Below are 26267 nucleotides of genomic sequence, written 5' to 3'. Positions count from 1 at the left end.
TACGTTTTTCAAACAACACCACGCATGGTGCGAGCGTCAGCGTCGCCACTCAATCCATCAGTTAACTAAACACGGTGTCGGACTGCGGCATCACCAGTCGAGCATGCGACGCCAACGCCGCATATCCTCGCCCGTCGGACGACGCAACGGCAAAGGCATGCGACCTGATGCCGCCCGCCTGCACGGACATTGCCCGATTGCGCTACTTGACCTTCCTGATGCAGAAGAACAGGCACGCACCCAGCAGCGAGATCACGAACGAAGCCGGGAACACGGCGCGGTAGGTACCGAACAGCGTGATGATGCCTCCGGCGATCGCGGTGCCGATGATCTGCGAGAGCGTGTTCGCGAAGTTGATGATGCCGAGATCCTTGCCCGCGGTGTCCTTGTTCGGCAGCACGGCGAGGTTGAGGGCGCCGTCGATGGAGTTGTAGACGCCGTTCGCCACGCCGGTGATCACGCCGAACGCGTACATGGCCCATGCCTGCGGCCAGATGAACGGGAAGATCGCGGCGATGCCGATGAAGATGACGGAGATCGCGACCGGCGCCTTGAGACGGCCGAATTTGTCGGCAAGCGGGCCGGCGATGACGCCGAAGACGATGCCTGTGAACATGGAGATTGAGGTCATGGTGGCGACCGCGATCTTGGTGGCGTCGACGCTCAGGTGGATGTAGTCGGTGAAGATGTACAGCTGGTACAGGCTCACGCAGGTGCCGCCGACTACCATGAGCAGCTTGCCGCCGAGCGCGAGGTAGTAGTCGCGCGCGCCGTGGACGGGCAGGAAGAAGTGGCTGAGCAGGCTGCCGGCGTCGAAGCGGACGCGCGGTTCGTCGAGGTTGGACTGCTCGTTCATGAGCAGCACGTGGACGAGACCAAGTACGAGCGAGATGCCGGCGAGCAGATACATGCCGGCCCGCGGATTGCCGAGGAACTGCGATGCGATGATGGTGATGATCTGGCAGCAGGTCCAGCCGACGCCCCAGCACATGGATGCGGTGCCACGCCAGCGCGGCGCAATGCGGTCGGACTGCTGGGCGACCATTGCCGCGGCGATGGCGTTCTCCGCGACGGCGACGACGACCCAGCCGGCGATGATCGCGCCGATCGAGGTCACGTTGGCGATGACGACGAACATAAGCGCCTGAACGATCAGCCCGCCGACAATGTACGGCTTTCGTTTGCCCCAACGCGTGCGGGTCACATCGGAAAGCGCGCCGAACACGAAGTTGGCGATCAGGCCGGCAAGCGACACGAACGACGACATCAGGGCGACGGCCGCGACCTTGCCGGCCGGGTCGAGATTGCTGAAGATCTGCGGGGTAAGGATGTTGCGTCCGGCACCGACCGGACCCATCCAGGTCAGCGGCCCGAAGAACAGGCCGGCACACAGGAGATACGGCAGCTTCGGCTGCTGCTCGTTGGTCACGCTGGAACCACCGGACTGCGGAGCTTCGGTATGCTGCGAGACCGTTTGCTTGCGACTGGCCCGACTTTGCTTCGGCATGCTGATCGACGTCATTTCGGTTCCTCTCTTTTCCGCCATGGGATCATCCGCCGCGGATGACCGTCGTCGATGAAAACGGCAGTCACAATACTCCCCCGAGAAGATTATCGTTAACCCATCGGCGCGTCGCAGCTCAACCTCACCCCGCCGCATTCGTCGGCACACCCCTGCCGACAGCTCTCGCCCGACGCTCGTAGTGGTCGACGAGCGGCAGGAACAGCTCGTCGACCGTGGCGACGATGTCCGCTTCGGACAGGGGACGCATGTCGCGCAGGATGATCGCGCGCCCGAGTTCTCCGGGCATGCGCAGCAGCGATTCCGGCAGCTCGCAGGTGATGTCGCCTCGCGCTCGCGCGTTGTCGACGGCCATCATGATGCTGGGCCGGTCGCTCATCATCGTACGTTCGTACAGTTCGTGCGCGCTCACGCCAAGCCAGCTGGCGTACACGCCGAACTTGGCCAATACCATCACCGCATCGGACTGCTTGCGGTTGAGCTGCAGGAGGATGGAGATGACGTCCCCCCTGAGCGTGCCGGTTTTCGGACACTCGATGACGGCACGTCCTCGATGCCATCGCACTGCGGCCACGAACAGTTCCGCGCGGTTCGCCCATCGCCGGTAGAGCACCGGCTTGCTGGTGTGCGCCCTGGCAGCCACGTTGTCGAAGGTGAATTCCTCGGCGCCGCATGTGGACAGTTGCTCCCACGCGGCTTCCAGAATGGCCGTCTCCAAGACCTTGCCTCGACGGCGCGTCCGCTTCTGCGTGATATCCGCTTCCATAGTCTCATCTCCATCGCACGGCATGGGCTCTGCGTTCGATCATCGTTCACGCCACCCATCACAAGATACTATAGCGTTTCTTATTCGCAGCTATCTATAATGCCCTATGGCTTATAAGAAACTAGTTCGTATCTTAAAGGATTGATTATGAATGATGCAACAGGAAAGGATCCGAACCGATCCCTGGTGTGCCTGTGCGCGGCCGAACTGGTGATGATGATCAACACCACGGCGTTCAATGTGGCGCTGCCGGACATCGCCGAATCGCTCGGAGCTGGCATGGCGGAACAACAGTGGATCGTGTCCAGCTACAATCTCGTATTCGCGGCCGTGGTGCTACTGGCCGGATTCCTCGGCGATAGGATCGGCCATCTGCGAACCATGCTTGCCGGATTGAGCATGTTCGTAGTCGCATCCGCGATCGGACTCATGGCCGGAAACGTGCCGGCGCTGCTCGTCTCGCGGTCGATCATGGGCGCCGGCGCGGGCGTGGTCATTCCGATGGGACAAGCGCTGCTCGGCATCCTGTTTCGAGGCTCCGAACTATCCCGCGCAATGACCGCATGGGCGATAGCCGGCACCTTGGGCGTCCCGTTCGGTCCACTCGTCGGCGGCGCGCTCACCGCGACGCTAGGTTGGCGCGGCATTTTCGGGTTCGACGGCGCGGTGTTTCTCGCCGTGATCGCGGTTATCCGCATGTACGTTCCATGGACGAACGCATCGCACGAATCCCGGTCGCTGCGTATGCCGTGGATGTCGGTGGCGATGATGTTCGCCGGATTCACCCTGTTTTCGACCGGTCTGGTCAATGCACAGCACGGCATCCTGTCCGCAAACGCTTGGATTCCGATGATGATCGGCGTCGTGTTGATCGCAGGATTCGTACTGCATGACCGCGCATCACGCAATCCGCTGATGGAACTCGACCTGATGAAGGACCCGTCGTTTGCCGCCTGCGCACCGGCGTTGATGATGCTGAACTTCTCGATGTACGGCATCATCTTCATCATGCCCGCTTATCTGGAAACGGTGCTGCGTCACGGCGCGCTGATCGGCGGCATGCTGCTGATGCCGTTGGTCGTCGCATCCATCGCGGGATCACGGATGAACGATTGGATCGTCTCCCGAATCGGCTCGCGCGGCACAAGCCTGCTGTCCTTGGGATGCCTGGCCGCCGGCATGCTGACGATCGGCGCCGCCATGAGATGGTCAGACGGGACGCTGCAGCAGGCGACGATGCTGACAGGCCAGATCATGGCCGGTCTCGGATTGGGAACGGGTCAGCCGGCAATGCTGACATGGGCCATGGGCCGGGTGCCGGTCGAGCGATCCGGCGCCGGCTCCAGCCTGTTGACCGTGTTCCGTCAGTTCGGATCCATCATCGGCGTGGGCATCTTCGGCAGCATACAGAGCGGACTGTATGCGGAGAGATTCCACGATCTCGCACAGTCAGCCGGGCTGAGCGCGCAATCGGCCGGTTCCGTGATGCTGGATTTCCAACAGGCGACCGAATTCGCGGACACGACGGGCGAGCTGATACGGCAGACAGCTTCCCGCGCCTACGAATCCGCGATGACCGGCAGTTTCGCCACGGCCGCCGCGGTCATTCTCGTCACCCTAGGAATCGTCGCGCTGATATCCCGCACAACGACGAGGTGAGTATCGGAAAACCGCGTGGACGTACACAATGGAAACCCCATCCCCACGGAAGGCAGTGACGCGCCGCCGTTTCTTACCCACTCGGGGTGCGCGGCGCTACCCGACGATCGCTTCTTGGAGATGTTGAGTCTGGACTCAACCGACTTGCCGTACCGCGACAGCCGTCCATTCCCTCGCACTTGCGCAGTCGGCGGATGGTCATCCAGACAGTGAAATCATGTCATGCCAAAAGTCATGTATCTGTCCTCAGACACGTTGAATTGAAGCTCGCTGCTTGTCGGTCTTTTTCATCCTGCCGCGTTGTGGATATTCAAGCACAGCGCGCGATAGTCTATTCGACCATTTGACAGACCGACCGACGGTCTGTATGCTCTGGGGAAGAAAAGAAAGGAGGAGGTCATGGCGCACCATACGCACCACGAGGACACTGAACGGCGAATCCTCGATTCCGCACGAAGGCTCTTCGCCGAGAAGGGCTACGAGAAGACATCCATCCAGGACATCCTGAACGATCTGGGTCTTTCCAAGGGCGGGCTCTATCACCATTTCAAATCGAAGGAGGCGATTCTCGACCAGCTGAACGCCGATGAGTGGGCCGTCACCTCGCGTCTCCTCGACGAACTCATCGAGCGTGATGACATGAGCGCGTTGGAGAAGTTGCGCGCACTCGTCATTTCCGCCGTGGACGCCCCCGATCACTTGGATCTCGTTCGATCCCAGCTCGCGCTCCTCAAGGATCCCGCGTTCTTCACCGCGAATATGCGCTTCTGGTCAACGAGGCTGCCGGAGTCCTTCCGCTCGCTCATCGACATGGGCGTGCAGGACGGTTCGATTCCCACGGCATATCCCGAGGAGGCGGCGCAACTGCTCTCGCTCCTCGGCAACTATTGGCTCATGCCCTGCTTCTATCCCGCCGACCGTACCGACATGGAACGGCGTATCCGCTGCCTCGCCACGATGCTTGACGCCATCGGCGTACCGGTATTCGACGAGACGCTCATCCTGCGAGCGGTCAAGGGCCTCACGGCCCTGATGCCGGAAGGGGAAGCGGCGTCCGCATAGGCCGTGCCCAGGCACACTGGTTTGCAAATTACAGCGCCCAAGTGAAAGGGCGTTTGTGCGCCCTTTGCCGGGCGCATTTTTATCATCATGACAGACCGACGGTCGGTCTGAATGGATATCCATGAATACCAAGGAAAGGAACTCGATAATGACGAACACGTCCGAATACACGACTCAACCGCAAAGCAGCCAAGCTGCAGACCCTCTTCGAGTACGCGACTTCTATCTGCTTGTCGCAGGTCTCGGCATATCGCTCTTCGCCAACCTCATGTTGCGGTTCGCCATGTCCATGTGGGTGCTTGACGAGACCGGCTCGGCCGCGGCGTTCGCTTCCATCCTCACGGCGAGTATCCTGCCCACGATTCTGCTCTCGCCCCTCGGCGGCGTGGTGGCGGACCGCAGGAACCGCCGGACCGTCATGGTGGCCCTCGACACGCTCTCCGCCGCAACGGTGCTCATTTGCGCGGCGATTTTCTCGGCTACCGGATTCAATCTGGCGGCGATCGCCGTGATGCAGGTGGTGCTCGCCGTGCTCGACGCCATGGAGACGCCCACGGTGCAGGCGGCGTTGCCGCAGATGTTCCGCTCCCACGGCGAGGACGTGATGCGCCGCGCGATGGCCGTGGTGAACGTGGTGAACCAGACGAGCACGCTCGTGCCCGCCGTGCTCGGCGGCGTGCTCTACGCGGCGGTGGGCGCCATGCCCATGATGGGCGTCACCATCGTGGGATTCGGCACGGCCGCGGTCGTGGAGTGCTTCATCCGGCTCGGCGCTCCCGAACGCGGTGACGATGGGCGCACCTCGGCCCTCGATGACCTTGTGCGCGCCGGACGTTTCCTCACTCGCGAGCGCCCCCATGTACTGCATCTGGTGCTGCTCTGCGCTGCGCTCAACTTTCTGGTGACGGGCTATGCGGAGGTCGGTTTCCCCTACATGGTGCGGACCGTGCTGGGGTTCGACTCCACGGCATACGGCCTTGCATACGGCCTCGTGGGAGTATCCGGACTGCTTGGCGCGCTCGTCGGAGGACGGGCCGCAAAGTCGCTTTCCAAGCGACGATTCCCGACGACAATCGCCGCCTTCTCGCTCACCATCCTGCCCCAGGCGCTCGTCATGGCGCTTCCCGCCGGCGATGGAGTGCGCCTTGCGACGCTCACGGCGAGCACCTGCGGAACCATGGTCGCCATCACCCTCGCGAACCTCATCGCCGTGCCGGCGATCCAGATGAGCTGCCCCGAGGACATGACCGGCAAGGTGATGTCGCTCGCGCTTTCCACGAGTATGTGTGCCCAGCCTCTCGGGCAGATCGCATACGGCTGGGCGTACAGCGTTTATCCAGCGGGAGCGGTTCTGGCGATGACGTTCATGCTGGCCGTTGCCATGTTGCCATTGGTCGCACACGTAGCGCGGAGGTTCTAGGACATGCTCCCCATCTAAAACTCCCGATGCTGCCCGACAATCACTTCTTAGTCATTGGTGAGAACTTGAACTCGGCGTGATGTCGCTTTACGACATCACGCCGAAATCAGTTCGCCATGAGCGGCGTACTCATACGAATGTTCGTACAGATACGTGGGAGAGATGTCGATGTCGCCATCACACCAAGTCAGAATCCCGTGATCAATGCGAAAGTCCTCGAACGTCTTCTCATCCCGCAGCGGGTCGAAGGCGGGGACATCGTCGTACATTTCGGTGAAATCGCACAGGCGCGTCTCGCCGGTGGAGAACGTCACCAGCATGACATGATCATCCGTGACGCGGGCCGACCGGACCTCCAGCTCCCGGGCGGGTTCATCCGCATACAGGATGCCGTTTACCTCGAACATGACGGGCTCCCTTCCTCACGAAAGCGGCTTGATACGGTCGAACGGACGTCCGGACACAGCCTCGTTCCACGCCTTGTACATCATGCGAACGATGATTCCGAAGAACCGACTCAGCTCCGGCATGCCGCACCTCCCATCCGATACCGCATATGAGTTAAATCTCTGTCTTGAGTATATTCCCGCAGCAAGAGCACCGTCGTTAGCAATCGACATGTGCATGGTCATGGTCACACAAAAAGACCCTCATCCCTTAATAAGTCGGTAAGGAAAACGCCTACCCCATCCTGCTGGTTGGACGGAGCAACGGCATCAGCGGCGGCTTTGATCCGATCATCAGCGTTTGCCATAGCGACGCCCCTCCCTGCCGCGCGCAACAATGGAACATCATTGAGCCCATCACCAAAAGCGATAACATTCCTCAAATCAGCGTCCAAGCTTTTTGCCCAGATTTGTGAAGCATGCGCCTTGTTCGCATTGGCATTTGAGATTTCCATAACACCGCCACTGGAATCGGTAACCGTAAAGTCCCTGCCAATTAGCTCACGGCAACCGTCAATATACTGATCCGCTTTGTAGTCAGGTGTTGCCATGACAAGCTCAAGAACAGGAGCATTTGGAATTGACGACATGCGTTGAGGATTCGGATCACGCAGTATTCCTCCCTGCACGTGCAGATCCCAAAATGCTTGATCGCAACCGAATCCTTCCCCGTACTCCCACCCGAATCCAGCCTGTGGATATTTATTTTTCAGCATAGCAATAATGTCAACACACTGTCTCTCATCAAGCGGTTCGGAATGAATAACATGGCACGTGGCTGTATCCACAATCTGTGCGCCGTTAGATACAAGCAAAGCGGAAAATAAAGGCAATACCGGTTCTAGTACCTGCTTTGCTAAACGGAACGGACGCGCTGACGCCGCGGCAAAAAGAACACCAGCATTTTTAGCTCGGTCAAGCATGTTTTGTAATCGAGAAGAGACCTGCTGGTTCTCGTTGAGTAACGTGCCATCGAGATCGGTAACAACGAGAATCGGCAACTTAAGACTCATAACGGCCCCCGTTCGTGCATTACAGCGATGCACATAATCGTGTCCGGCAAAAAGAGCAATTATAACAGGAATAGCCGAGGGCCTTGGAATCATCAGAATTCCAAGGCCCTCGGCGCTATGCGGCAATCACTTCTTGCTGACGTTGGGGAGAACTTGAACTCGACCGGCTCGCCCTTCTGTAACAGTCGCTCGTTCCCACGCATTGATCTCAGTCATCCGCCTTGACAGCGACTTTGCCGGCAATGTACCAGTATTCCTGAGTAAGACCACGCGAAACCCCACGAGTCGGGATGCACGCCGGGTGAACAACGCCTTATCACCCTTGGCGATGGCGCCCTCGGCGATGGAGTCGCCTGTCCGGAATGGCGGATATGAGTTGAGACATGGAGACCTCACATGCCAATCCGCCGCCCGTTGCGCCTAAGCCGCGGGACGACGTCGAGTCTGCCATCGAGCGCGCGCTCATCGATCTGCTCAACGAAGGCGCCGATCCGTCCGGCCCGACGGGGCGCGTCGAGCTGCCATCGGTCAGAACGCTGTGCGCGAAAGCGTTCGTGGCGCGCAGCACGTTCTATGCGCACTACCACCACGTTGGCGAGGTGCTCGAGACGTTGGAACGTCGACTGGTGAGGGACCTCGAGGAGCTGAACGAGCCGTTGACCGTCAGGGATGCCGATGGCGGGGATGCACATGGAGCAGCGCGCGTCACGCTCATGCCCACGCTGGACTACATCCGGGCCAACGAGGACGCGTTCCGCGCGCTGCTCGTCTCGGCGCCCGACGTTCGGTTCATTGAACGATGGAAGGACGCCATCAAGCGGCAATGCAGACTGCGGATGACCGACGGCGGTGGGGAGCCACGGACGGAAGGTCCGCGCCGTCCCACCGTCAACCGCGAGTTGATTCTGGAGATCGTCGCCTCATCGATGGTGTCGGCCACCACGTTCTGGCTGCACGACCCTTCCAAGGTACACGAGCAGGGAGTGGACGGAATCGTCAACACGGTGTTCGCCGCACTGGACGCACTGATCGTGCCGTGACGTGCGCCACTTCAGCTCAGCAGGATCGTCTCGGGACGATTCGCCGTGTCGTGGCAGGCGACCGACCGCACGCACAGCGGCGACAGGCTCTGCTCGCGGATCCATTCGAGCGAGGAGCGCTGCGCGTGACGGTCGTAGACGATGCCCGACGTAACCATGTCCCTCCATGATCGCGTGGCGTAACCGCCGTCGGCGAACAGCAGTACGTACCGGCCCGACGGCGCCGTGATCTTCATGGCCACCTGACCGTCGGTGTGGCCAGGGATGTTGATGAGCTGCACGCTGCGGTCGCCGAACAGGTCGTAGGATCATCCGGCGGGGCCCTCATGGTCGTTCCAGTCGTACAGGTCGAGGTCGATTCCCCTCCACCACGAGGCGTTGAAGCGCACGAGGCTGTTCGGGAACCGCGTGGCGCACCGCATCTCGTCCCTGGATACCATGATGCGCCGGGCGTCCCTCACGCCGCGCAGTCCATTCGCGTGATCGCAATCAAGATGGGAGATCGCCACCACGTCGAGATCGACCGGGGACAGGCCCTGCGCGGCCAGCTGCTCAGGCACGGTCATCCCCGGACCCACTACACCCTGGTTGACCCGATACAGGGACCATGAGCCGAGAGAGCGGATCTGCGCTCCACGGTCGTAGACGCCGTCCGGACTCATGTCCCGGCCCCAGCCGGTATCAAACAGGATACGGCCGTGCGGCGTGGTGACGAGGAACGCGCACACGGGCAGCCATATGCGCTTGGACGCGGGCACGAAAAAGCCCGAACCGCGGACCAGTCCGCACCCGTTGCCGAAAGGCAGATCCGGTGAGACACGCACACGACCGGCCACCATAACCTGAATGGAGATTGCTGAATTGTTGGCACTGTTGTTGGTCATGACTCCATTACAGAACGCCGTGTGATGGAGAGGCCCCGTTTCGCGCTACACAAAACGCGATTATGTCCACGATTGGCACCGTGGCTTTCTCTCCGATCCAATCGTCCGTCACGCCGGGCGCAGACCCCGGTGATACACCGTTCCCAACACAGACCACACCGCAACAGCCAGCGACCACCATGTGACGAGGGCCTTGGAATCACTGGAATTCCAAGGCCCTAGCGCTATGCGACTATGCGGCAATCACTTCTTGCTGACATTGAACTTGAACTCGACGATATCGCCGTCCTGCATGACGTAGTCGCGGCCTTCCTGGCGGAGTTTGCCTTCCTCCTTGATCTTGACCATCGAGCCGTCGGCGGCGACGAAGTCGTCGTAGGAGACGATGTCGGCCTTGATGAAGCCCTTTTCGAAGTCGGTGTGAATGACGCCGGCGGCCTGCGGGGCGGTCCAGCCCTTGTGGATCTGCCAGGCGCGCACCTCCTTCTCGCCGGCGGTCAGGAAGGTCTGCAGGCCGAGGATGTCGAAGCCGACACGGGCCAGCTGGTCGAGACCGGATTCCGCAAGACCCGCGTCCGCGAGCATCTCGCGCGCGTCGTCCTCGTCGAGATCCGTGAGGTCGGCCTCGAACTGGGCGTTGAGGAACACGGCCGGGGCCGGCGCGACGGACGCGGCAAGCTTCGTCTTGAGCTCGTCGTTGGCGAGTTCGTCGTCGTCCACGTTGAACACGTAGATGAACGGCTTGGCGGTCATCAGGTGCAGGTCGTAGATGTCGGCCTTGTCGATCTCGCCGGCGGAAGCCGCCTGGTCGATGGTGCGACCGTCTTCGAGGATGGCCTTCGCCTTCTTGACCGCGTCGAGGTACGCCGGCTCGATCTTCTTGCCGCGCAGGTCCTTCTCGAGCTTCGGCAGCGCGTTCTCGATGGTCTGCATGTCGGCGAGGATCAGCTCGGTGTTGATCGTGTCGATGTCGTCGGCCGGATCGACCTTGCCGTTGACGTGGACGATGTCGTCGTCCTTGAACGCGCGCACGACCTCGCAGATCGCGTCCGCCTCGCGGATGTTGGCGAGGAACTTGTTGCCCAGGCCTTCGCCTTCGGACGCGCCCTTGACGATGCCGGCGATGTCGACGAACGTGACGGTGGCGGGCACGACCTTCTCGGTGTGCACGAGCTTGGCGAGCACGGGCAGGCGCTTGTCGGGCAGCGGCACGATGCCGGTGTTCGGCTCGATGGTGGCGAACGGATAGTTTTCCGCGAGGACATTGTTGCGCGTCAGCGCGTTGAACATGGTGGACTTGCCGACGTTCGGCAGACCGACGATTCCGATAGTAAGAGACATGAGTCCCAGTATTGGCGGCAAGGTGGACGTTGCCGGGCGGGTCCGCGATGCGGTATGTCGTCGTCCGCCGGCCGGACGGATCAGCGGACGGCGACATATCTGTACTGGACCGCGGATAGAAACCGCCTCGTCCGCACGTGCGATCAGGCCATCGGCACCGTCAACTGCACCGAGTCGAGATCGATCTCGAAATCGGACAGCGGCACGGCGGCGAGCCGTTTCGAGTTGTTGCAGACCGCGAGCGCGATCCGGTGCCCTGCGCGCACGGTCCAGTCGGTGGCGAGCAGGTCGAACGAGACGTCCATCCATTCGCCGGTCGCCGTGGGCGTGAACGTGTCGAATGAGTCCTTGTGCGCGGTGGCGATCCAGCCGCGCGTCACCATGTTCTGCATCTCATGCGATTTGCGCGGCACGCACACCGGGTAGACAGCCTTGTCGTCGTCGGACGAGCCGCCGACCGCGGGCCGTTTCTCCTTGAGTTCGACGAGCGCGTGGATGTCCTCGCTCACCTGCACGTAGTTGCCTTCGCCGTATTCGATGAGCGAGACGCACAGGTTCGTGTCGGGTGCGGATGCCTTGACGCGCAGGCTGATGTGCGGCGTGCCGGAGATGTGCCGGTCGGCGGCGAGCGGGTCGCTCACGTACAGCAGCCGTTCGTCGCTCGCGTGACCGGATTCGCGGAACGGGATGAGTTCACGGATGCGCGCGCCCTTGATCGTGGCGACATGATCGCCCTGATCGGATTCGTCATCATCCACCGCAAACTCGCGCAGCTCGCCCAGCCGCACGTCCGCTCCCCCGCGTACGCCGAACGTATGCGCCGTCGTTCCCGGCACCGGCCAGCTCGCATATTCGTGCCAGTTGCCGTCCGGGTCCTCGATCGAAGCCTCCGGCTCGTCCATGATGCCGTTGTCGACGCCCTTGAGCCAATAGTCGAACCAGCGTTCCAGGGTCGTAAGCCACATGTCGTGGCGCACGTCGAACGGGTCGTCGTGAGCGTACTGGTGCAGCCAGATCTTGCGCGGCACGCCGTGCTCCCCCAGCGCCTTCCAGTATGTATCGACCTGGTTCATCATCACGTTGAGGTCGTTGACGCCGTGCACGAGGAACACGCTGGCCTTGAACCGATCGACATGCGCCCGGTAGTCACGCTCGGACCAGAACTCGTTGTAGTTGCGGTGTTCCTTGTCCGATCCGTCGTGCAGCCGCTGCCAGCCGCCCTTGGTGTTGAACCGCTGGAGTTTGCCGTCGGCCGTGGATTGCAGGGTGACGGCGAAGTTGTCCGGTTCGAACCAGCCGCCGTCGGCGTCGTCGCCGTTGAGCAGCGCGCCGTGCGGATGATACCAGTCGTACTGGCTGGAGATCGCGGAGATCGGCACGATGGTCTTGAGGCCTTCGATACCGGTGGCGGCCATGCCGTTGGGTACGGAGCCATCGTAGGATTTGCCGATCGCACCGACGAGTCCGGACGCCCAGTAGGCGGTCATCTCGTTGTCCGCGGTACGCTTGTCGCGGGTCATGTAGCCGGTCGCGCGGCCGTTGAGCCAGTCGACGACCGCGTTGGCGGAGGCGATGTCCTTCGGTCCGCCGATGTCGCAGAAACCTTCGGACAGCGCGGTGCCGGACGTGGCGAGCATGACGACCGCATAGCCGCGCGGCACGAAGTAGTTGTCGTAGAAGAACGGGAACTGTTTGAGCGGGCTGTTCCACTTGTCTTCGGGGTGCATGTATTCGAATTTTTCGCCATGGCGGTCATACAGCTCGTAGTACGGGCTGGGGTCCATGATGACGGGGATCGTCGCCTTCCCGTCGAGTTCGCGCGGACGGATGATGTCGGCGCGCACCAGGTCGTTGCGCCCGTCCGCGTCGCCGTCGAACGGCAGCTCGATGTAGACGAATTCGCGGATCGCGTTTTCGTATGAATGCAGTGCCTCGCTCATGCCGGCCGTCTCCTTGTTCGCGTGTCGTGTCCCATGCAACGCTACCCGCGGCCGTGCCCATCCCTGCGCGAATCTTCGGTCGCCTGCGTTCCCTAGATTGGACGGAAGGACGCTTCCGGCGCCGTATCGATGGCGGCGGCGCGACCGGTCTGGTTTTCATCGTCGGGAGGCACATCATGGCAGACACCGTTGCGGACGATCGGCGGCTTGCCGCACAGGATGCGGCGCTGTTGTACATCGGCAACACCGGCACCGTCGAATTCGATCTCGACCTGCCGAAGACCGGCGCAAACGACTCCGAAATCGTCTGGTCAAGCGATGACGAACGTTGGATCAAGCCGGACGGTACCGTGCATCAGCCGGAATACGGCCGCGGCTATCGTGATGTGACGTTGACCGCGACGGTGACGCATGGCACGGCGAGCGCGACGCGAACGTTCACGGTGCGAGTGATCGAACGGCATCATCAGGTCGCGGTGCGCGATGTGCTGCCGGTCGAGTTGGCGGTGCGGTCCGGCGCGGAGTATGCGCTGCCGACGTACACCGCCGTGCGCACCGAGGATGGCATGACGATCTCGCGGAGGATCGCCTGGCATGACGGCGTGGAGCATACGGCCCCGCGTCTGCCGCATGGCGACGGCCATTCGCATGACATACGCTGGCGTGGCGTGATCGACGGCACGGGGACGCCGGTGACCGCCGTCGTGCATGTCATCGACCATGATCCGGACGTGAGGGTGGATGCGACGGCGCGACGCGTGCCGATCGGCATCGATCATGTGCGGCTGACCGGGGACGGCGCGCTGGCCGCCGACCAACGGCATCGGATCGCCTATCTGCGCGGTCTGGACAACGACCGGCTGCTGGTCGAGTTCCGTCGTGCCGCAGGACTGGATACGCGCGGCGCACGGCCGATGACCGGCTGGGACGCGCCCGACTCCCTGCTGCGCGGACATACCACCGGGCATACGTTGTCGGCTTACGCGTTGGCGTATGCGGCCAGCGGCGACGCGACGATCGAGGCGAAACTGGCCGACCTGGTGGCCTCGCTGGCCGAAGCGCAACGGGCATTCGCCGCACGGCCGGGCGCACGGCCGGGGTTCCTGTCGGCGTATGACGAAACGCAGTTCGACCGGCTGGAGGAATACGCACCGTACCCGACGATATGGGCGCCGTATTACACGCTGCACAAGATCCTCGCAGGCCTGCTCGACGCGTATCGTCTTGCGGGCAACCGTCAGGCGCTCGACGTTGCGCGCGGCATCGGCGATTGGACGTACGAACGGCTGCACCGGCTGTCGCATGAACGGCTGCAGCGCATGTGGAGTCTGTATATCGCCGGCGAATTCGGCGGCATGAACGATGCGCTGGCCGACCTGTATGCGCTGACCGGCGACGAACGGCATCTTGCCGCCGCCCGCCTGTTCGACAACGACCGTCTGATCACGCCGTTGCGCCAGCATGTGGACGCGTTGGGCGGCATGCACGCGAACCAGCATATCCCGCAGGTCATCGGCATGGTGAAGCTGTTCGAGGCGACCGGCTCGCTGCGATATCTCGACCAGGCGAGGTTCTTCACCGATTCGGTGCTCGCCCATCACCTCTATGCGATGGGTGGCACCGGTCAGGGCGAGATGTTCCACCAGCCGGATGAGATCGGCTCGTTGTTGGCCGACGATACGGCGGAAAGCTGCGCGACGTACAACATGCTCAAGCTTGTCGCCGAACTGGAACGGTACGTGCCGTGCGCCGCGTACGCCGATTATGCCGAGTCGGCGACGATCAACCATGTCGCCGCGACGATCGATCATCGATCCGGGCACGTCGATGACGGCGACAGCATCTATTTCATGCCGACGCAGCCGGGCGGGCGCAGGGCATTCGATCCGGACGAGAACAGCTGCTGCCACGGCACCGGTTTGGAGTCGCATTTCCACGCCGCGCACGGCGCGTATTACGTGGACGAGGACGCGCTGTACGTGCGCCGGTATCTCAACGGCATGCTGGATGACGACGCGGCACGGTTGACCGTGTCCGTGGATGATGCGACGCCCGAGCGTGTGGGGATTCGCATCGACCGGCTGGATCGCGACGTGCTGTGTCTGCGGGTGCCGGGTTGGAGCGACGGCGACGTTGCCGTGAAGGCGAATGGTCGTGAGGTGTCGCTCGCGACGGTCGAATTGTCGCGTACCGGCGACGGCGAACTGGCGTTCACGGCCGACGCATTGGGGTTGGAATCGTGGGACGGCGCATGTCTTTCATTGGCTTTCATGCCACGCATGCGACTGATGCCCACTCCGGATCGGCCACGGATCGCGGCCGTGGCGTGGGGACCGTATGTGCTGGCCGCGTTGGACGACCGTGCCGGCATGCTTTCCGTGCCGGTCGACGAGACGGATCCCGATGCCGCGTTCGAACGGTCAGGGAACGGGCTTGAATTCATGCATCGGGCCACCGGCCTGCGGTTTGTGCCGTTGTTCATGATCGACGACGAGCCGTATCACCTGTATGTGCGCATACGGTGACCGTCCGGCATGATCACGGCGCGCCCGCATCGTGATTGGGCAGGCGGATCCCGTGCCCGCTACTTGGTCAGCTCGTAGAACGTGGGAACGCCCTTCCAGGTAGGCTTCGCGTTCTTGACGCCCTTGGCGAAGACCGCGCTGGAGTTCTGGTTGTACAGCGGGATCGACGGCAGGTCGTTGAGCAGGATCTCCTCGCTCTGCTGATACAGCTTGTTGGCCTCGTCCACGCTGGAGGCGCTGGCCGCCTTGTCGAGCAACGCGTCGAACTCGGGGTTCTTGTAGTCGCCGTCGTTCGACCCGTGGCCGTCGGCCGCGTTCGAGGCGTACAGCGGGGCGAGGTAGTTTTCGATCGACGGATAGTCGGCCTGCCAGCCGGCGCGGAACGCGCCCTTGATCGAACGGCTCGTGACGGCCTCATGGAACTCGCTGCTGGTCGGCATCGGGCTGGTGGCCGCGTCGATGCCGAGCACGTTCTTGATCTGGTTGATCACCGCATCGTACGTGGCCTTGTAGTCGCCGTCGGAGTTGTAGGCGATGGTGAACGTGCCGGTGAACTTGGAGATCTTGTCGGCCTTCGCCCACAGCTCCTTCGCCTTGGTCGGGTTGTATTCGAGCGTGCCCTTGTTCTCCAGGCTGTCGGAGTAGCCGGAGACGGGCGGCGCGGTGAAGTCGGATGCCGGGGTCGCGGTGCCGGCCATGATCTTGTCGCATAGCGTCTCGCGGTCGATGGCCATCGAAATGGCCTGACGCCGCAGTTTGCCTTCCTCGTCGTTCTTGAAGTGCTCAAGCGTGTCGGGGATGGTGAACGTGGCGATGCCCGAACCGGGTTCGCTGTACGAACCGAGCTTCGGATCCTTCTGGAACGTTTTGACCGCTGAGCTCGGGATGGTGGCGGACACGTCGAGGTTGCCGGACTGCACGTCGGAGTAGGACGCGTTGTTGGACGTGTAGATCTTGAAGATCAGCCCGTCGTTCTTCGGCTTCAGGTTGCCCTTGTAATCGGGGTTCCTGACCATTTCGATGCTGGAATTGTGGTCCCATTTCTTGACGATGTACGGGCCGTCGCTGACCGGCTTCTCGCCGAACGCCTTCGGATCCTTGTAGAACGATTCCGGCAACGGATTGTAGCCGGAGTAGCCGAGGATGACCGGGAACACCGAGTACGGCTTGTTGAGTTCCACGGTGAAATGCGTGTCGTCGACGACGTGCAGGCCGGACAGCTGTTCGTCGCCCTTGAGTTTGGAGGTGTCCTGCAGATCGTCGTAGCCCTTGATCATCGAGAAGAAGCTTGCGCACAGCTGTCCGTTCTTCGCGTTTGCCGTGTAGCTCCACGCCTTGGTGAAGCTTTCCGAAGTGACCGGCGTGCCGTCCGAGAACTTCCAGCCGGATTTCAGGGTGATGTCGAATTTGGTGCTGTCCGCGTTCGGCGTGATCTTGTCGGCCACTTCGTTGACGGCGGTGCCGTCGGCCTTGAACACGACCAGGCCGGAGAATGCCATGTCGATGACGTTGCCGCCCGCGGCCTCGTAGGTGTTGCCGGGGACGAGACCCTTCTGCGGCTCGCCCGAGGCGATGGTGATGACGTCGGCGCCGGACGCCGAGGCCGAACCGCCGGTCTTCGCCGATTCCGAACCGCAGCCGGACAACGACAGTCCCATGGCCAGCGCCGCGGCGGCGACCGTCATGATGCGCGATGATCCGATGTTCATGTGAGCTCCTCTCTCAAGACCGGGGACGTGGGAGATGCTCCTCGCGTTCCGTTGCATTAGAGTGAAGCTCACGTAAGTTAACGGTAATTTACAAATGGTCGCGGATGATGTAACGCGATGGCCGGAAGGCTACGCCTCGATCGCGTCGACGGCGTTGATGACCGCGCCGCGGAAGCCGTCCTTCTCGAGCTGCGCGACGCCGCGGATCGTGGTGCCGCCGGGCGAGCAGACCGCGTCCTTCATCGCGCCCGGATGCGTTTCGGTCGCCATGTAGAGCGCGCCTACGCCTTCGACCATCTTGGCGGCCAACCGGTAGGCGGTGGCGCGCTGCAGTCCGTATTTGACGCCGGCGTCGGCCAATGCCTCGAGGTACATGTCGGTGAAGGCGGGCGCGCAGCCGGCGATGCACATGGCGATGTTCATGTGCGCGGTGTCGACGCGTTCGATGAGGCTGATCGGCTCGAACAGTCGCTCGAACGTCCGTGTTTGCGCGTCGGTGAGCGTGTTGTCGGCTTCGGTGACGAGCACGCCTTTGCCGACGGCCATAGGCGTGTTCGGGATCGTGTACTGGATGTGCATGCCGTCGGCCTTGTCTCCGAACAGGTCGCGGTATTTGGCGAGGTCCCAGCCGGCGGCGATCGACACGACGATCCTGTCGGGCTTGGCCAGCTCGTCGGCGATCGGCCCGACGACCGATTCGATCTGGTACGGTTTGATCGCGATGACGACCACGTCGGCCGCAACGGCGACCTCGGTCGCGCTGCGCAGCGGGCGCGCGCCGATTTCGGCCGTGGTGCGTTCGAGCTTGTCATAGTGCGCGGCGCAGGCGACGATGCGCCCGCCCGCGACGACTCCGGCGTCGACCAGTCCCCGCGCGATGGCCTGGGCCATGTTGCCGTAGCCGATGAATCCGATGGTGAGGTCCATGCTCATGTGTGTCCTTTCGTTCGTTGGCTTCGCCGGCGTGCCCGTGCGGTCAGAACAATTCCTCGAGATCGCCGCGGTTCAGCGCCTCGGCGTACAGGTGCCTGAACACGCGGTCGCCGTGGTTGCCGTCATGCTCGAACTCGTTGGTGGTCCAATAGTGCGAGTTGCCGACGCGGCTCAACGTGTCGAGCTGCATGAGGGAATCGACGTACATGTCGTCGAAATACACGGCGGCCTGCAGCGGCACCTCGTTGCGGGCCAGTTGATCGGCGTCGTAGATCACGCCGAACCTGGTGTCTTCCATGAGCAGGTCCATCGCCGGCTTGAACGGGCGCAGGGCGCGCTCCTGTTCGAACATCCACGGGAACATCGCCTCGCCGGTGAAGTTGAGCGGGCGCACGTCGGAGCCGAATTCGGGCTTCGTGTCGCGCACGCGCTGGGCGGCCCAGCGGATCGGCTCGTCCATCTCGCCGTTCGCGTAGATGAACTCCTGCAACGGCCAGTACAGCGGACGAGACGACGTTGCGGTCTCCACCTTGGACAGGAATTCGTCCGACAGCGGAGAGGACGCGTTCGCGGAGCCGTCGCCGTCGAGGAACGCGGAGTCGAGGATCCAGTGCACGCGTTCGAAGCTCGGCTTCATGCCGAAGTCGGAGCCGAGGCACTGCAGTCGCTCCACGGTGAACGGGTCGCCGTTCGGCAGGTTCACGCCGCCGGCCGCCAATCGATCGGCCACGGCCGCGACGCGTTCGACGTCCTGCGGGTAGCGCTCGTAGAACTGTGCGGTCTTGCGCGCCATGCGCGGGAACGTGTGCTCGTAGACTTCGGCCGCGTCGGCCGGAACATGCGGGATGCCGCCGCAGGTGAAGCTCGCGGTCACGCCCTGCGGGTAGAGCGACAGGTAGGTGAGCGTGAGGAAGCCGCCGTAGCTTTGGCCGAGCGTGACCCATTTCGCGCCGCCGAATTCGGTGCGGCGCAGGTGTTCGAAGTCGCGCACGATCGAATCGGCGAGGAACAGCTTGAGATAGTCGGCCTGCGCTCGGGCGCCCGCCGGGGCGAGCTTGGCCATGACCTGCGTGTCGACGCGGTTGGAACGGCCTGTGCCGCGCTGGTCGGGAAGGATGACACGGAAGTGCTTGATCGCCTCGGCGATCCAGCCGTCGGAGGTCGGATCGAGCGGGCGCGGGCTTTCGCCGCCGGGGCCGCCCTGCAGGTATACGAGCAGCGGCAGCTCGTCGTGCACGTGTTCGGGGGCGGTGACCACGCGGTAGAACAGGCTGATCGTCTCCCCGTCGAAGCCCTTGCCCGGCTCGTGTCCGGCCCAGTCGAGCGGCACTTTGATCGAACGGTCTTCCACGTGCAGTCCGGGCACGTAGTATTCAGCAAGCAGCGTCATGCGCTCTCCCCTTTTCTTGAAGGATACGGCTGTTCTCCATATCAGCCGCACGCGGGGACAAAGCCGGCTCATCCCCGCGCATGATGGACGTGCGGTCCCGCGCCGCGATAGGCTGGTCGATTATGGGTATCGGGCAACGTGTATGGGCATCATGGGATCGGCTGACGCGCAACCGTCGCGTCCGCATGTTGGTCATGGATTCGATCACCGCGCTGTTGTTGACGTTGGTGTTCGGGCTGCTGTTCGGTTCGGCCGGCAGCGGGTTCTCCGGACCGTTGTTCTCGTACGGCACGGGCTGGCAGATGCTCTGGTCGACGGCAATGACGGCGCCGACGGCGACACGACGGCTCTGGCCCCAAGGATCGGCTCTTGCGTTCGCGGCGATGGCCGTGCTCCAGCTGATCGTCGGCCCGTCGATGGTGTTCGCGGATTTCCTGTCGCTGCTGTTGCTGTATTCGGTGATCGTCTATGGGGACCCGCGCAATACGAAGGCGTTCATCGTGCTCGCCTCGGCGCTCGGCGTGCTGGCGAGCGCGGTCATCTCATGGTCGGCGCTTGTCGGACCGTATTTCGAGCCGTATATGAGACCCGCCGATATCAGCGGCGTCGATCTGAACGGGATGCCGGAGTGTTGGCTCGTCTATGCGGACGGCCGGTTCACCGGTCAGTGCGCGCAGAACCTGATGCAGCAGACGGCGGTCTATGCCGCCGCGATCCTATCGTGCATCGTCGCGACCGTCATCGCCGCGTTCTGGCAGCGGGCACGGCTCATCACGATCCGCATGATGCAGGAGCGCAACGACGCATTGCAGGCGAGCGAGGCCGAGGAACGGCGCATCGCGGCGTTGGCGGAGCGTGCGCGCATTGCCCGAGACATGCACGACGTGGTGGCGCACACGTTGTCGATCATCATCGTGCAGTCGGACGGCGGACGGTATGCGGGCGCGCATGATCCGGCCGTGGCCAGGCACACGATGGAGACGATCCGGCACGAATCCGAACGGGCATTGCATGACATGAAACGGCTGTTCGGCGTGTTCGGGGGTTCCATGCACGCGGATTACACGGATATCGACGCGCTGGTCGAGCAGGCGCGAGCGGCCGTCGCGTCGTCGTCCGAGTCTTCATCAGCGGGAACGACGTCCCCTGTGTCGTCTCCGGCCGTTTCCGCGTCGTCCGTCGACAGCAGGATCGACCGTCACATCGACGGCACCGCACGCCCTGAGCTGCTGTCCGTGACGGCCAGCGCGGCCGTCTACCATCTCGTGCAGGAGTCGCTGACGAACGTGCGCAAGTACGCCGGTCCGAACGTGCATGTCGTCATCGGCGAACGTTGGTCCGATCATGCGCTGGATATCACCGTGACCGACGACGGCCGCGGCGCCTCGTCCGCGTTGGACGGGCATCAGCCGGGCTACGGACTGCTCGGCATGCGAGAACGCGTCGAGGCGGCCGGCGGCACGGTGACGTCCGGCCCGCGGGTCGGCGGCGGATTCGCCGTGCATGCCGTCATTCCTCTGGGCGCCGCCGTCACCGTGAAACCGTACGGCGGCATCGGCGCGGCCGCACGTCCCGCCCCTGCCGCCGCGCCGACCGGACAGGTCTCCCCCATCGCGTCGTCGACCGGGCAGGCCGATTCCTCAGTCATATCGACCGAGCGCGGCGAACGGAGACATCCCGTCACCTCAGTGCTTCCCCGGCATGACGTCCCGGCCCGGCCGCGCCCCGTCCGACCTGGCAACGACGCTTACGCGAGCGCGGGCATCCGTGCGCCGTGGACGCCTGCGCTCCCCCAGATCCCCACATGGTCGCAACTGCGCGACCGACTGCGGTCCAAACCGATCGCGCAGGCCGTGCTGGCGAACGGCGAACCGTTCAACTGGGTGGAACGCCTGTCGCAATGGACCGAACGGCATTATCTGACGACCGACATCATCGGCACGCTGTTGCTCATCATGATCATGTGCGCCAACACGATATCGATGTTCGACGGCTATCTGGACGGCGTCACCGGCGAACTTGCGGTCGGCCGGTTCATCGTGGTGACGACGATGCTGCCGTTGTGCTTCCGCCGTCGGTTCCCCGAAGGCGCGGCGCTCATGGTCGTGATCATGTCCGTGTTCCAGCTGGTGATGTTCGAGCCGGTGCTGCTCTCGAATCTGTTCGCGTTGTGCGCGTTGTATTCGGCGGTGCTGTACGGGCGTCCGACCGCATGGCGGTGGACCGGCGTCGCGTCGATCGGGGTCGCGATGCTGTTCGGGGTCAAGGTGCTGGCGAGCGATTACGGGTATGCGAGCGTGCTGCATTGGATGTTGCGTTCCGCGGATTATGCCGGGATCGGCGGTTCGCCGTTGCGTTTGTCGTTCGGGGCCGCGATGTGGTCGGGCATGATCGGCGCGATGTGCATGGGTACGATCCTGTTGGCGAGGTGGCAGAGGTCGAGCGGCGCGAACGTGCTGGTCCTGCAGGCGCGCGAGGAGGCGTTGCAGGCCGAGCAGTCCAAGCAGAAGGTGCTGGCGGCGAATATGGAGCGCGAGCGGATCAGCGCAAGCATCCAGGCCGAGGTGAGCGATACGTTGGCCTTGGTGATCGATCGGGCCGTGGCCGGCATCCGCATGTTGGACGAGGCGGAGGCGCGGGGCGAGGAGCCGTCGGCCGAGTCGATCGCGGCGGCGTTCGCGTCGATCGGCCAGCAGGGCCGTACGGCGCTCAAGCATATGCGCCAGTTGCTGAGCGTCCTGCGCGAGACCGGTTTCAGCGACGAGGCGCACGAGCACGCGCAACCCGAAATGCGGTTGCGCCCGGCCGCCTCGCTCGACGAGCAGCTCGACGCGGCCGGCACCTCCCGCTAGTCCCGTCCTCCCTCGCGTGGCGGTTTTCGCTCGCTGACGAGCCTTCAGTGAGCGAAAACCGCCACGCGCCTTCATCTTCGATGTGATTCAGGGAAGAATCAGGGTGTCGTCCACTTTCGTCTTACCGGGAAACGAATACAGTGGTGAATCATGAGTGAGAACAGGATTCGAGTGGTGATCGCGGACGACCAGGAGCTGGTGCGAGCCGGGTTCGCGATGGTGATCGGCTCCCAGCCGGACATGCAGGTGGTCGGGCAGGCCGGCGATGGTTCGCAGGCCTTGGCGTTGGCGGAATCGTCGCACCCGGACGTGGTGCTCATGGACATCCGCATGCCCGGTATGGACGGCATCGAGGCGACGCGACGCATCAGTTCGCTGCAGTCGTCGGGCGGAGACCGTCCGACGCGCGTGATCATTCTGACCACGTTCGATCTGGACGAATACGTGATGGCCGCGATCAATGCGGGCGCGTCGGGTTTCCTGCTCAAGGACACCGAGCCGGAAACGCTGCTGAGTTCCGTCCGCACGGTGTTCAACGGAAACGCGATCATCGCGCCGTCGGCCACGAAGCGGCTCATCGAAAAGATGATGCAGGACGGGTATACGAGGGATGATTCGCTGGCCGGCACATCATCTGCCACGACCGCCGCGTCGCGGTCCGGGCAACCGACGTACACCGATCCGGAATTGGAGTTGCTCACCGACCGTGAGCGCGAGGTCCTCGTCGAGATCGCGCACGGGCTGAGCAACCAGGAGATCGCGAGCAAACTGTTCATCAGCCTGCCGACCGTGAAGACGCATGTGGCGCACATTCTGGCCAAGATCAACGCGCGCGACCGGGTGCAGGCCGTCGTCTTCGCCTACGACAACGGCATCGTGTGAATCATCCCGGCTCCCCGGCTGAGGGAGCTGTCGAACGCGATAAGACCGAGGGGTAGTCAGGAAGGTTGAACCTTCTGGCTACCCCTCGGTCAGCTTCGTCGACGGCTCCCCCGAAGGGGCGCTTGGTGGCGGGAATCAGGCTTCGGCGAGAGCTTCTACCGGCGGCGTGCTCACGGCGCGGCGGGCCGGAGCGACACTGACGATGAGCGCGGCGATCGCCGCGACGGCGAGCATGATGCCGTTGCCGACCCAGTCGAACGGGAAGACCACGTCGCCGTACAGGCTGAACACCATGTAGGAGCCGAGCCAGCCGAACGCGGTGCCGAGCAGCACGCCGGCCACGCCGGAGACGAGCGAGAGCAGCAGCGCCTCGACCGCGAGCGAGCGGCGCAGCTGTCCGCGCGTCATGCCGATGGCGCGCAAGGTCGCGGATTCGCGGGTGCGTTCGATCACGGACAACGACAAGGTGTTGGCCACGCCGACAAGCGCGATGAGCACGGCGACCGCGATCAGGCCGACGAGCAACGCCATCAGCCCGTTGATCATGGTCTCCCACATCGAACGTTCGGCGATCGGCCCGGTCACGTGCACGCCGGAGCTGGCGGTGAACGTCTGCTGCACGTCGGTGAGCACGTCGTTCAGAGAGACGCCGGCGGCGGCCGCGTCGATCTTCATGAGCATCATGTGGCCGGTGGCCGTGAGGTCGCCGTTCTCGAAACGCCCGGCGCTGACGAACGCGACCGCATTGTAGTTTTCGGACACGCGCCGGTAGTCGACGTACGTCGGCTTGAGCGTGATCGTCTTGCCGGTCGAGCCGGTCGATTCGGCCGACGCATCCATACCGGTGCCGTCGCCGGAGTCGCCCGTCATGTCCGCGAACGTCGCCGTGCCGCCGTCGAAGGCCATCGTCTTGCCGGTGAACACGTCGTACTTCGGCATGAGCACCGTGTCGTCGCCGATCGCGACGTTCCTGAGATCGGCCTTCATCACCGAACGCAGCGCGTCCGCGTCACGAACCCCTACGAGCAGCACGGACAGGTCGTTGCCGTCCTTGTCGGTCGCGTACTTCATGACGGTCGGCGCGTATACGGACGCCGCAACGCCCTTGATTTTGGCCGCTTCGGCCGCCTGCGCGCCGGTCATATCGGCGCCGTCGGCGATCATGTCGACGCTGAACCGCTTGTCGAGCGCCTCCCCCATCGTCTGTTTGGCGCTTGTCGCGCCGGTCGCGATGGTCGCCACGAGCGTGACGCCGATCAGCAGCGCGGCGCCGGTCGCGGCCACACGGCGCGGGTTCTTCTGGATGTTCGCGTGCGCGACCTTGGCGGACGGTCCGGCGAGAGCCACGAGCGCGCCCACGCCGCGCATGAGCACCGGCAGCCAGAACACGGCGGACAGGACAAGGCCGAGGAAGATGAACGCGCAGCCGGCGATGGCCATGAGCAGCACGGTGGAATACGCGTCGGTGATCATGGACGTGTGTCCGGCGATCGACCGGCTCATCTGCCATGCGGCGAACACGGCCATCGTCAGTCCTGCCGCGATGAACAGCACGGAGATGATGCCGCGCACGATTCCCGCGCGGCGCGTGTCGGTCAGTTCGATCGGGCGCAGCGCCTCAAGCGGCGTGACGGCCGTCGCGGAGCGTGCGGAGCCGAGCGAGGCGAGCACGGTCATGGCGATGCCGAACGCGATCGGCACGACGAACGCCTGCCAGCTGACCACGAACCGCGCGTCCATGCCGGTCGAGGCCATGAGTCCGGACGCGCACAATCCGCCGATCAGCGCGCAGCCGAGCACCACGCCGAGCAAGGACGCGACGAGACCGAGCACGCCGGCCTCGAACAGGACGGAGCCGTACAACTGGCTTTTCTTCGCGCCGATGGTGCGCAACAGGGCGAGCGTGCGGCGGCGCTGGGCGACGAGCACCTGGAACGTGTTGGCGATGACGAGCGCGGCGACGAACATGGCAAGCACGCCGAAGCTCAGCAGGAACGTGGTGGTGATATCGGTGCCGCCGTCCACGCTGAGCGACTTGATGGCCTCCTGGTTGGCGGCCTCTCGCGAAAGGATGCGATAGTGCTTGGGCATGAGCTTGGCGAGCTTGTCGGCAGTGGCCTGCGTCTTGGCCGGGTCAGTGGCGCGGCCGCCGTTGCCGCCGCCGGCGAGGTCAAGGAACAGCTGGCTGGTGCGTACCTGTGAGAAATCGTCGACGGCCTGCAGGGCGGCCATGACGTCGTTCGAGATCACGGACGCGCCGCCGTAGGAGCCATATACGCCGTTCGGATCGTCGGTCAGGCCGACGACGCGCGCCGTGACATCGCCGGCTGCCTTCGCATCCGCGGCATCGACGGTCGACGCTTCCTCCTGCAGGCTGCGCGAGCTGAGCGTCACCGTGTCGCCGATCGTCACGCCGAGCTGCTTGGCGACGGATTTCGGCAGGGCGATCTCGCCGTTGTCGGCCGGAAGGTCGCCGTCCGCAAGACCGACCGGCAGCAGCCGCGCGTCCTTGGCGGTGCCGAGCGCGATGCCGCTGACGTTCTTGTCGCCGTTGACGACGGTGACGTCGGTCATCGTGTCGGCGCGCACGCCGTCGACGCCGTCGGTCGCGGCCACCTGGTCGAGATGGAAGTCGCTGACGGCGGTCGAATATACGGCGTTCTTCTCGTCGTCCGTCGCGGAATTCAACGCGTCATAGTCGATGGTGACGATGGTGTTCGCGCCGCCATAGCTGCCGGTCTGCTGGCGGCCGAGCGCGTCGGTCATGGTGTTGGAGAACAGGAACGTGGCGCAGATGAACGCGGTGCCGATGAGGATCGCAATGCCCGCGGGAATAAGCATCCGCGCGCTTTTCTTCATGAGTTTGAGCGTGATGGAGAACAT

19 protein-coding genes are annotated in these 26267 nt (G+C 63.4%); 7 read left to right on the top strand and 12 right to left on the bottom strand.

Annotated features, from left to right (window positions below; genetic code table 11):
- Positions 1–202: 202 nt before the first annotated feature.
- Positions 203–1522 (bottom strand): MFS transporter, encoded by a 1320-nt coding sequence (locus GFD25_RS07815; RefSeq protein WP_204314824.1) that lies wholly within the window; start codon positions 1520–1522, stop codon positions 203–205.
- 124 nt (positions 1523–1646) lie between these two features.
- Complete coding sequence (locus GFD25_RS07810) at positions 1647–2288, bottom strand: helix-turn-helix domain-containing protein (RefSeq protein ID WP_163231585.1); 642 nt, start codon at positions 2286–2288, stop codon at positions 1647–1649.
- A gap of 147 nt (positions 2289–2435) precedes the next feature.
- Here GFD25_RS07810 and GFD25_RS07805 point away from each other — a divergent pair, with 147 nt between their 5' ends.
- The 3 genes from GFD25_RS07805 to GFD25_RS07795 all read left to right on the top strand — a co-directional run bounded on the left by GFD25_RS07805 (position 2436) and on the right by GFD25_RS07795 (position 6429).
- Positions 2436–3947, top strand: coding sequence for an MFS transporter (locus GFD25_RS07805; RefSeq protein WP_163231583.1), 1512 nt, complete (start codon positions 2436–2438; stop codon positions 3945–3947).
- A gap of 399 nt (positions 3948–4346) precedes the next feature.
- A complete protein-coding gene (locus GFD25_RS07800) occupies positions 4347–5009 on the top strand; it encodes a TetR/AcrR family transcriptional regulator (RefSeq protein WP_163231581.1) in 663 nt (220 codons plus the stop codon).
- A gap of 148 nt (positions 5010–5157) precedes the next feature.
- Positions 5158–6429, top strand: coding sequence for an MFS transporter (locus GFD25_RS07795; RefSeq protein WP_163231607.1), 1272 nt, complete (start codon positions 5158–5160; stop codon positions 6427–6429).
- Positions 6430–6524: 95 nt separating this feature from the next.
- Here the strand turns inward: GFD25_RS07795 and GFD25_RS07790 are convergent, their stop codons facing one another.
- Both GFD25_RS07790 and GFD25_RS07785 read right to left on the bottom strand, forming a co-directional pair.
- Positions 6525–6836, bottom strand: a complete 312-nt coding sequence (locus tag GFD25_RS07790; protein WP_163231579.1) for a DUF2442 domain-containing protein — start codon at positions 6834–6836, stop codon at positions 6525–6527.
- Positions 6837–7063: 227 nt separating this feature from the next.
- Positions 7064–7888, bottom strand: coding sequence for an HAD family hydrolase (locus GFD25_RS07785; RefSeq protein WP_163231577.1), 825 nt, complete (start codon positions 7886–7888; stop codon positions 7064–7066).
- Positions 7889–8271: 383 nt separating this feature from the next.
- Here GFD25_RS07785 and GFD25_RS07780 point away from each other — a divergent pair, with 383 nt between their 5' ends.
- Positions 8272–8928, top strand: a complete 657-nt coding sequence (locus GFD25_RS07780) for a hypothetical protein (RefSeq protein ID WP_163231576.1) — start codon at positions 8272–8274, stop codon at positions 8926–8928.
- Between the two features lie 11 nt (positions 8929–8939).
- Here the strand turns inward: GFD25_RS07780 and GFD25_RS12240 are convergent, their stop codons facing one another.
- The 4 genes from GFD25_RS12240 to GFD25_RS07765 all read right to left on the bottom strand — a co-directional run bounded on the left by GFD25_RS12240 (position 8940) and on the right by GFD25_RS07765 (position 13093).
- Positions 8940–9164, bottom strand: a complete 225-nt coding sequence (locus tag GFD25_RS12240; protein WP_239512479.1) for a hypothetical protein — start codon at positions 9162–9164, stop codon at positions 8940–8942.
- Positions 9165–9236: 72 nt separating this feature from the next.
- Positions 9237–9812, bottom strand: coding sequence for an MBL fold metallo-hydrolase (locus GFD25_RS07775; RefSeq protein ID WP_239512478.1), 576 nt, complete (start codon positions 9810–9812; stop codon positions 9237–9239).
- 243 nt (positions 9813–10055) lie between these two features.
- Positions 10056–11153, bottom strand: a complete 1098-nt coding sequence (gene ychF / locus GFD25_RS07770) for a redox-regulated ATPase YchF (RefSeq protein ID WP_163231574.1) — start codon at positions 11151–11153, stop codon at positions 10056–10058.
- Between the two features lie 143 nt (positions 11154–11296).
- Positions 11297–13093 (bottom strand): CocE/NonD family hydrolase, encoded by a 1797-nt coding sequence (locus GFD25_RS07765; protein WP_163231571.1) that lies wholly within the window; start codon positions 13091–13093, stop codon positions 11297–11299.
- A gap of 176 nt (positions 13094–13269) precedes the next feature.
- On the opposite strand from GFD25_RS07765, the gene GFD25_RS07760 reads away from it, so the two are divergent.
- Positions 13270–15618, top strand: coding sequence for a beta-L-arabinofuranosidase domain-containing protein (locus GFD25_RS07760; RefSeq protein ID WP_163231569.1), 2349 nt, complete (start codon positions 13270–13272; stop codon positions 15616–15618).
- A 59-nt stretch (positions 15619–15677) separates the two neighbouring features.
- Here the strand turns inward: GFD25_RS07760 and GFD25_RS07755 are convergent, their stop codons facing one another.
- From GFD25_RS07755 to GFD25_RS07745, 3 genes are all read right to left on the bottom strand, one after another.
- Positions 15678–17327 carry a peptide ABC transporter substrate-binding protein gene (locus GFD25_RS07755; RefSeq protein ID WP_239512477.1) on the bottom strand — a complete coding sequence of 550 codons (1650 nt, stop codon included), beginning with the start codon at positions 17325–17327 and terminating at the stop codon, positions 15678–15680.
- A gap of 129 nt (positions 17328–17456) precedes the next feature.
- Positions 17457–18260: a pyrroline-5-carboxylate reductase gene (proC, locus tag GFD25_RS07750; RefSeq protein ID WP_163231568.1), complete on the bottom strand. Its 804-nt coding sequence runs from the start codon at positions 18258–18260 to the stop codon at positions 17457–17459.
- A 43-nt stretch (positions 18261–18303) separates the two neighbouring features.
- Complete coding sequence (locus GFD25_RS07745; RefSeq protein ID WP_163231566.1) at positions 18304–19650, bottom strand: alpha/beta fold hydrolase; 1347 nt, start codon at positions 19648–19650, stop codon at positions 18304–18306.
- Between the two features lie 194 nt (positions 19651–19844).
- On the opposite strand from GFD25_RS07745, the gene GFD25_RS07740 reads away from it, so the two are divergent.
- A complete protein-coding gene (locus tag GFD25_RS07740) occupies positions 19845–22502 on the top strand; it encodes a sensor histidine kinase (RefSeq protein ID WP_420837550.1) in 2658 nt (885 codons plus the stop codon).
- 150 nt (positions 22503–22652) lie between these two features.
- Entirely contained in the window at positions 22653–23384 is a 732-nt protein-coding gene (locus GFD25_RS07735) for a response regulator (protein WP_163231562.1), read from the top strand.
- 135 nt (positions 23385–23519) lie between these two features.
- On the opposite strand, the gene GFD25_RS07730 is transcribed toward GFD25_RS07735, so the two are convergent.
- On the bottom strand, positions 23520–26267 hold the full coding sequence (locus GFD25_RS07730) for an ABC transporter permease (protein WP_163231560.1): 2748 nt from the start codon (positions 26265–26267) through the stop codon (positions 23520–23522).

Origin of the sequence: Bifidobacterium aerophilum (assembly GCF_010667685.1) — a bacterium.
Taxonomy (GTDB): Bacteria; Actinomycetota; Actinomycetes; order Actinomycetales; family Bifidobacteriaceae; genus Bifidobacterium; species Bifidobacterium aerophilum.
The sequence above is the reverse complement of the archived record's forward strand: the minus strand, read 5'-3'. Positions and strand labels throughout refer to the sequence as shown.

Coding starts and splice junctions, on each gene's coding strand:
- GFD25_RS07815 (WP_204314824.1), bottom strand. CDS start 1,522: ATGACGTCGATCAGCATGCCGAAGCAAAGTCGGGCCAGTCGCAAGCAA.
- GFD25_RS07810 (WP_163231585.1), bottom strand. CDS start 2,288: ATGGAAGCGGATATCACGCAGAAGCGGACGCGCCGTCGAGGCAAGGTC.
- GFD25_RS07805 (WP_163231583.1), top strand. CDS start 2,436: ATGAATGATGCAACAGGAAAGGATCCGAACCGATCCCTGGTGTGCCTG.
- GFD25_RS07800 (WP_163231581.1), top strand. CDS start 4,347: ATGGCGCACCATACGCACCACGAGGACACTGAACGGCGAATCCTCGAT.
- GFD25_RS07795 (WP_163231607.1), top strand. CDS start 5,158: ATGACGAACACGTCCGAATACACGACTCAACCGCAAAGCAGCCAAGCT.
- GFD25_RS07790 (WP_163231579.1), bottom strand. CDS start 6,836: ATGTTCGAGGTAAACGGCATCCTGTATGCGGATGAACCCGCCCGGGAG.
- GFD25_RS07785 (WP_163231577.1), bottom strand. CDS start 7,888: ATGAGTCTTAAGTTGCCGATTCTCGTTGTTACCGATCTCGATGGCACG.
- GFD25_RS07780 (WP_163231576.1), top strand. CDS start 8,272: ATGGAGACCTCACATGCCAATCCGCCGCCCGTTGCGCCTAAGCCGCGG.
- GFD25_RS12240 (WP_239512479.1), bottom strand. CDS start 9,164: ATGAAGATCACGGCGCCGTCGGGCCGGTACGTACTGCTGTTCGCCGAC.
- GFD25_RS07775 (WP_239512478.1), bottom strand. CDS start 9,812: ATGACCAACAACAGTGCCAACAATTCAGCAATCTCCATTCAGGTTATG.
- ychF (WP_163231574.1), bottom strand. CDS start 11,153: ATGTCTCTTACTATCGGAATCGTCGGTCTGCCGAACGTCGGCAAGTCC.
- GFD25_RS07765 (WP_163231571.1), bottom strand. CDS start 13,093: ATGAGCGAGGCACTGCATTCATACGAAAACGCGATCCGCGAATTCGTC.
- GFD25_RS07760 (WP_163231569.1), top strand. CDS start 13,270: ATGGCAGACACCGTTGCGGACGATCGGCGGCTTGCCGCACAGGATGCG.
- GFD25_RS07755 (WP_239512477.1), bottom strand. CDS start 17,327: ATGAACATCGGATCATCGCGCATCATGACGGTCGCCGCCGCGGCGCTG.
- proC (WP_163231568.1), bottom strand. CDS start 18,260: ATGAGCATGGACCTCACCATCGGATTCATCGGCTACGGCAACATGGCC.
- GFD25_RS07745 (WP_163231566.1), bottom strand. CDS start 19,650: ATGACGCTGCTTGCTGAATACTACGTGCCCGGACTGCACGTGGAAGAC.
- GFD25_RS07740 (WP_420837550.1), top strand. CDS start 19,845: ATGGATTCGATCACCGCGCTGTTGTTGACGTTGGTGTTCGGGCTGCTG.
- GFD25_RS07735 (WP_163231562.1), top strand. CDS start 22,653: ATGAGTGAGAACAGGATTCGAGTGGTGATCGCGGACGACCAGGAGCTG.
- GFD25_RS07730 (WP_163231560.1), bottom strand. CDS start 26,267: ATGTTCTCCATCACGCTCAAACTCATGAAGAAAAGCGCGCGGATGCTT.